Origin of the sequence: Streptomyces sp. NPDC091377 (assembly GCF_044757045.1) — a bacterium.
GTDB lineage: Bacteria > Actinomycetota > Actinomycetes > Streptomycetales > Streptomycetaceae > Streptomyces.
This window is the reverse complement of sequence record NZ_JBIVUE010000024.1, coordinates 103,221-109,410: the sequence shown is the minus strand read 5'-3', so window position 1 is coordinate 109,410 and position 6,190 is coordinate 103,221. Positions and strand designations below refer to the sequence as shown.

General features: G+C 68.6%; 4 protein-coding genes. 2 read left to right on the top strand and 2 right to left on the bottom strand.

Translation table 11 applies throughout. The features are described 5' to 3' along the window. Positions 1 to 416 precede the first annotated feature (416 nt). Entirely contained in the window at positions 417 to 1,196 is a 780-nt protein-coding gene (lexA, locus tag ACIQNG_RS34705) for a transcriptional repressor LexA (RefSeq protein WP_401425324.1), read from the bottom strand. Positions 1,197 to 1,790: 594 nt separating this feature from the next. On the opposite strand from lexA, the gene nrdR reads away from it, so the two are divergent. Continuing rightward, the gene (gene nrdR / locus ACIQNG_RS34700) at positions 1,791 to 2,357 is read left to right on the top strand and encodes a transcriptional regulator NrdR (RefSeq protein ID WP_401425326.1); all 567 of its coding nucleotides are present in this window, start codon (positions 1,791 to 1,793) and stop codon (positions 2,355 to 2,357) included. A gap of 168 nt (positions 2,358 to 2,525) precedes the next feature. Then, positions 2,526 to 5,411 carry a vitamin B12-dependent ribonucleotide reductase gene (locus tag ACIQNG_RS34695; protein WP_401425329.1) on the top strand — a complete coding sequence of 962 codons (2,886 nt, stop codon included), beginning with the start codon at positions 2,526 to 2,528 and terminating at the stop codon, positions 5,409 to 5,411. Positions 5,412 to 5,572: 161 nt separating this feature from the next. On the opposite strand, the gene ACIQNG_RS34690 is transcribed toward ACIQNG_RS34695, so the two are convergent. Continuing rightward, on the bottom strand, positions 5,573 to 6,106 hold the full coding sequence (locus ACIQNG_RS34690; protein ID WP_401425332.1) for a TerD family protein: 534 nt from the start codon (positions 6,104 to 6,106) through the stop codon (positions 5,573 to 5,575). Between the last annotated feature and the right edge of the window lie 84 nt (positions 6,107 to 6,190).

The window sequence follows — 6,190 nt, the reverse complement described above, 5'->3', positions numbered from 1 at the left end:
GGGGGGCCCCGGGGCGGGGGGGGGCCGGGGCCCCCCCCCCCCCCCGGGGGGGGGTTCCCGGGGGGGGGGGGGGGGGGGGGCGGCCCCCCCCCCCCGGGGGGGGGCCCCCCCCCCCCACCAGGCCCCCAGCAGGCACGACGCCCTCAAGGCCCACGACGTCCCTCAGAACCGAGCGCAATGGCCCTCAAGAAGACCGAGCGCAAGGGCCTCAAGCAAGCGCGATGAAGTCCGCGCGCCCAGTCTGTGCGACCGCACCCAGGCGCCTGTCGGCACGGCTGAGACCCAGACCATGACGGCGACCCGGCGCACATCACGTCAAGGCGGAGTCAGGAACAGCACAGGGCCCCGGAACCGGCGCAGGGGTCCCGGGGCCCGGTCAGGGAAGCGGGCCGTGTCGTGCCCGCCCGCCGCGATGTTCACACGCGGCGCAGTACGGCCACGACCTTGCCGAGGATGGTCGCGTCGTCGCCCGGGATGGGCTCGTACGCGGCGTTGTGCGGCAGCAGCCACACATGCCCGTCCTCCCGCTTGAAGCGCTTGACGGTCGCCTCGCCGTCGAGCATCGCGGCGACGATGTCACCGTTCTCGGCGACCGGCTGACGGCGGACCGTCACCCAGTCCCCGTCGCAGATCGCGGCCTCGATCATGGAGTCACCCACGACCTTCAGCACGAACAGCTCACCGTCACCGACGAGCTGGCGGGGGAGGGGGAAGACGTCCTCGACCGACTCCTCGGCGAGGATCGGTCCACCGGCGGCGATCCGGCCGACCAGCGGGACGTACGACGCGGCGGGCTTGCCCGCGGTGTCCGTCGGCTGCGCGGACGTGGCCTGGTCGGAGCCACGTACCTCGTACGCGCGCGGGCGGTGCGGGTCGCGGCGCAAGAAGCCCTTGCGCTCCAGGGCCATCAGTTGGTGTGCCACGGACGAGGTGCTGGACAGACCGACCGCCTGGCCGATCTCCCGCATCGACGGCGGGTAGCCGCGGCGCTGCACCGAGTCCCGGATGACCTCGATCACCCGGCGCTGCCGGTCGGTCAGCCCCGAGCTGTCCGCCCGGATGCCTGGAGGTCGGCCAGGCAGGGAGCGCTTTTGCCCCTCGGGATTCGTGGCTTCGTTCATCGCATGCACCGGCTCGAGTCGGCCCTGGGAGCGGTCCTGGGCGGTGATGATGGCACTGTCTGCGGTGGTGGTCACGGCGGCCCCTCTCGATGGTCTCCCTGCTGCACAACGGTAGTTGCTTTCGAAAGGTTGCGCCAAACACACGTTCGAGTGAAAAACGTTGAAGCACCGGACGTGATCTCGCAACGGGGTGTATGGCTGGCGCGTTCACCGGCAGACAAAGAGGTGTATTGCTGTACGCTTCACCGCCGGGTCGTGACCCTTGTGGGATCGCCCCAGTCTGCCAGTCGGCGTCCCGTCGACAGGGCAGGGGCCTCCGCTTGCGCGAGAGTCCCACGCCACCTCCTTGTGGCGCTCACGGTATCTCCCCACCCGCGCCCGGTGGTGCGGGTTCGCGCATCTGTGTCCGCTGTGCCTGTCGTGACGGTGCGCGCGCGAGGCGCGACGGTGCGCACGCGTGGCGGATTGTCGCCACCGCCACGACACACGGTTCGGCGTGTTTGTATGAGCCAATCCCCACATCTAGTGGTTGGATTGCATCAGCGGCCCAGAAGTTGTGGTCCCCCGGGTCTTCGGGCCCCCGGCGATCGCCTATGCTGGTGGCTGCTTCGAGGGGCCCGATGGGCCCCGCGAGGCCAATGAGTCTGCTGTGAGGAGGGTTGGGAGATCATGCACTGTCCCTTCTGCAGGCACTCCGACAGCCGCGTCGTCGACAGTCGTACGACCGACGACGGCACGTCGATCCGCAGGCGCCGCCAGTGCCCTGACTGCTCCCGTCGTTTCACGACCGTGGAGACGTGCTCGCTCATGGTGGTGAAGCGGTCCGGAGTCACCGAACCCTTCAGCCGTACCAAGGTCATCAACGGTGTGCGCAAGGCATGCCAGGGGCGGCCTGTCACGGAGGACGCACTCGCTCAGCTCGGTCAGCGGGTCGAGGAGGCGGTGCGGGCCACCGGAAGCGCCGAGCTGACCACCCACGACGTGGGTCTGGCCATACTCGGCCCCTTGCAGGAGCTCGATCTCGTCGCCTATCTGCGGTTCGCTTCCGTCTACCGGGCCTTCGACTCGCTTGAGGACTTCGAGGCGGCGATCACGGAACTCAGGGAGACGGGCGACTCCGCCGCGGACGACGAGGACCGCGGCAACGGTGAGGACGCTGACGCGGGGGGCCGAGAAGACCACCGCGGGCCCGGCGGGACCGCTGAGGTCCCCGAGCCCGCTCCTGCCGCCGGCTGACAGGCGGGCCGGAACCGGACCGCGGGATACCGAGGCCGGCCGGACGGCGGTAATCGAACATTTGTTGCGGGCGGCAGCGTGAGGGTGCCCCCGCAGAACCAGACAGAACAATGTGTCGCGGGAACATCGTGGCATTTCAGGGCGTTTTTGCCCGTACAGGGAGGCGGCATGACAGAGACGGCGAGCGGTCCGGCACGAGGTTCCCGAGCCAAGGGGGCCAAGGCGAGCAAGGGCCTGCGTATCGAGCGCATCCACACCACCCCGGGCGTGCACCCGTACGACGAGGTGGCCTGGGAGCGCCGTGACGTCGTCATGACCAATTGGCGCGACGGCTCGGTCAATTTCGAGCAGCGTGGCGTCGAGTTCCCCGACTTCTGGTCGGTGAACGCGGTCAACATCGTCACCAGCAAGTACTTCCGGGGTGCCGTCGGCACCCCGCAGCGAGAGACCGGCCTCAAGCAGCTGATCGACCGCATCGTGAAGACGTACCGCAAGGCCGGTGAGGACTACAAGTACTTCGCCTCGCCCGCTGACGCCGAGATCTTCGAGCACGAGCTGGCCTACGCCCTCCTGCACCAGATCTTCAGCTTCAACAGCCCCGTGTGGTTCAACGTGGGCACCGCCCAGCCGCAGCAGGTCTCCGCCTGCTTCATCCTGTCCGTCGACGACTCCATGGAGTCGATCCTCGACTGGTACAAGGAAGAGGGCATGATCTTCAAGGGCGGCTCCGGCGCCGGCCTGAACCTCTCCCGGATCCGCTCCTCCAAGGAACTGCTGTCCTCCGGCGGCAACGCCTCCGGCCCGGTCTCCTTCATGCGTGGCGCCGACGCCTCCGCCGGAACGATCAAGTCCGGTGGCGCCACCCGCCGCGCCGCGAAGATGGTCATCCTCGACGTCGACCACCCCGACATCGAGGACTTCATCCAGACCAAGGTCAAGGAAGAGGAGAAGATCCGCGCCCTGCGCGACGCGGGCTTCGACATGGACCTGGGCGGCGACGACATCACGTCCGTCCAGTACCAGAACGCGAACAACTCGGTCCGGGTGAACGACGAGTTCATGAAGGCCGTGGAGAGCGGCGAGAAGTTCGGCCTGCGCGCCCGTATGACCGGCGAGATCATCGAGGAGGTCGACGCCAAGGCGCTCTTCCGCAAGATGGCCGAGGCCGCCTGGGCCTGCGCCGACCCGGGCATCCAGTACGACGACACCATCAACCACTGGCACACCTGCCCGGAATCGGGCCGGATCAATGGCTCGAACCCCTGCAGCGAGTACATGCACCTGGACAACACGTCCTGCAACCTCGCCTCGCTGAACCTCATGAAGTTCCTCAAGGACGACGGCGAGGGCAGCCAGTCCTTCGAGGCCGAGCGCTTCGCCAAGGTCGTCGAGCTGGTCATCACGGCGATGGACATCTCCATCTGCTTCGCGGACTTCCCGACCCAGAAGATCGGCGAGAACACACGCGCGTTCCGCCAGCTCGGCATCGGCTACGCCAACCTCGGCGCCCTGCTGATGGCGACCGGACACGCCTACGACTCCAACGGCGGCCGTGCCCTCGCCGGTGCCGTCACCTCCCTGATGACCGGCACCGCCTACCGCCGTTCCGCCGAGCTGGCGGCCGTGGTCGGCCCGTACGACGGCTACGCGCGCAATGCCGACGCCCACAACCGCGTCATGAAGCAGCACGCCGACGCCAACGGCAAGGCCGTCCGCGTGGACGACCTCGACACGCCGATCTGGGCCGCCGCCACCGAGGCGTGGCAGGACGTCCAGCGGCTCGGCGAGAGGAACGGGTTCCGCAACTCCCAGGCGTCCGTCATCGCCCCCACCGGCACCATCGGTCTGGCGATGTCCTGCGACACCACCGGCCTGGAGCCCGACCTCGCGCTGGTCAAGTTCAAGAAGCTGGTCGGCGGCGGCTCGATGCAGATCGTCAACGGCACCGTCCCGCAGGCCCTGCGCCGCCTGGGCTACCAGGAGGAGCAGATCGAGGCGATCGTCGCCCACATCGCCGACAACGGCAATGTGATCGACGCCCCCAGCCTCAAGCCCGACCACTACGAGGTCTTCGACTGCGCCATGGGCGAGCGCTCCATCTCCCCGATGGGTCACGTCCGCATGATGGCCGCCATCCAGCCCTGGATCTCCGGCGCCCTGTCCAAGACGGTCAACATGCCGGAGACGGCGACCGTCGAGGAGGTCGAGGAGATCTACTTCGAGGCATGGAAACTGGGCATCAAGGCCCTCGCCATCTACCGCGACAACTGCAAGGTCGGCCAGCCGCTCTCCGCCAAGAAGAAGGAGCCGGCGGAGAAGCCGGCCGAGCAGTCCGCCGCGGAGCCCAAGGTCGAGAAGATCGTGGAGTACCGCCCGGTCCGCAAGCGCCTTCCCAAGGGCCGCCCCGGGATCACGACGTCCTTCACGGTCGGCGGCGCCGAGGGTTACATGACCGCCAATTCCTACCCGGACGACGGTCTCGGCGAGGTCTTCCTCAAGATGTCCAAGCAGGGGTCGACCCTCGCGGGCATGATGGACGCCTTCTCGATCGCCGTGTCGGTGGGCCTGCAGTACGGCGTGCCGCTGGAGACGTACGTCTCGAAGTTCACCAACATGCGCTTCGAGCCGGCCGGTATGACGGACGACCCCGATGTCCGCATGGCCCAGTCGATCGTGGACTACATCTTCCGCCGCCTGGCGCTCGACTTCCTGCCCTTCGAGACGCGTTCCGCCCTCGGTATCCACTCCGCCGAGGAGCGCCAGCGTCACCTGGAGACGGGGTCCTACGAGCCGCTGGACGACGACGTCGACGTCGAGGGCCTCGCCCAGTCGGCACCGCGCGCCCAGGAACTCAAGGCCGTCGCCACGCCCCGGGCCGAGGTCGAGGCACCCAAGCCCGCCCAGCAGCAGGCGCACACCAGCGCCGAACTGGTCGAGATGCAACTCGGCATCCAGGCCGACGCGCCGCTCTGCTTCTCCTGCGGCACGAAGATGCAGCGGGCCGGGTCCTGCTACATCTGCGAGGGCTGCGGCTCGACCAGCGGTTGCAGCTGAGCAGCGGGCACACGGCGCCGGGGCGTGCACCCCGGCGCTCTGTCTGAGCGCAGCTGACCTGCGATTTCCGAGGGGACCGGCCTAGGGTCGGTCCCCTCGGTGCGTGTTCAAGTGCGTCGGCGGGGGCTGGTACAGAGGAGGCAGGGGTAGGGGAAGAACGGTCAGGGGCGTGTGACGGTTCCCATGATCCTGGCGAAGTCCCCGGGGTCGTCCTCGTATCCATGAACGCCCGGGTGGAAGTCCCAGGCCCCCGAGTCGGAACGGAGGAACTCGCCGACTGTCGCCGCCGTGGCACCGAGGACGGCGCCGAATTCGTCGGCGGCCAGGTCGGTGTAGCCCTCACGGATCTGGAGCTTCGGGTTGCCGACGCTGACGAAGGTCCGGCGGCCCGGACGCTGCTGGATGGCGACACCGACCACTACGCGCGCGTAGCGGGCGTCCAGGCGCTCCAGCTCCACCGTCAGCACCTCGTCCCAGCCGAAGCCCTTGCCGTCCTTGCTGTCCCGGCTGAGGGTGATCGTGCCGTCGGGGGAGCGGCTGTCGAAGTGCACGACATAGGCGGGATCGCCCTCGGGAGCGTCGGCGAAGTACGTCGCCGCCACCAGGTCGAGATCGGTCGGCGGCTGCCCTGCCGGACTCGGATCCCACTTCACCGAGATCTCGACCTTGCGGATGCCCTTGGCGAGATTGTTCACCGGCTGTACCCCTTCCCCGCGCTGCCCCGTGCTGTCCGTGCTTCTCGTGCTTCTCGTGCTTCCCGTCCGGGCCCACCCCGAACT

Excerpts from the sequence above, each read along its gene's own strand:
- nrdR (WP_401425326.1), top strand. The coding sequence starts at position 1,791 with ATGCACTGTCCCTTCTGCAGGCACTCCGACAGCCGCGTCGTCGACAGT.
- ACIQNG_RS34695 (WP_401425329.1), top strand. The coding sequence starts at position 2,526 with ATGACAGAGACGGCGAGCGGTCCGGCACGAGGTTCCCGAGCCAAGGGG.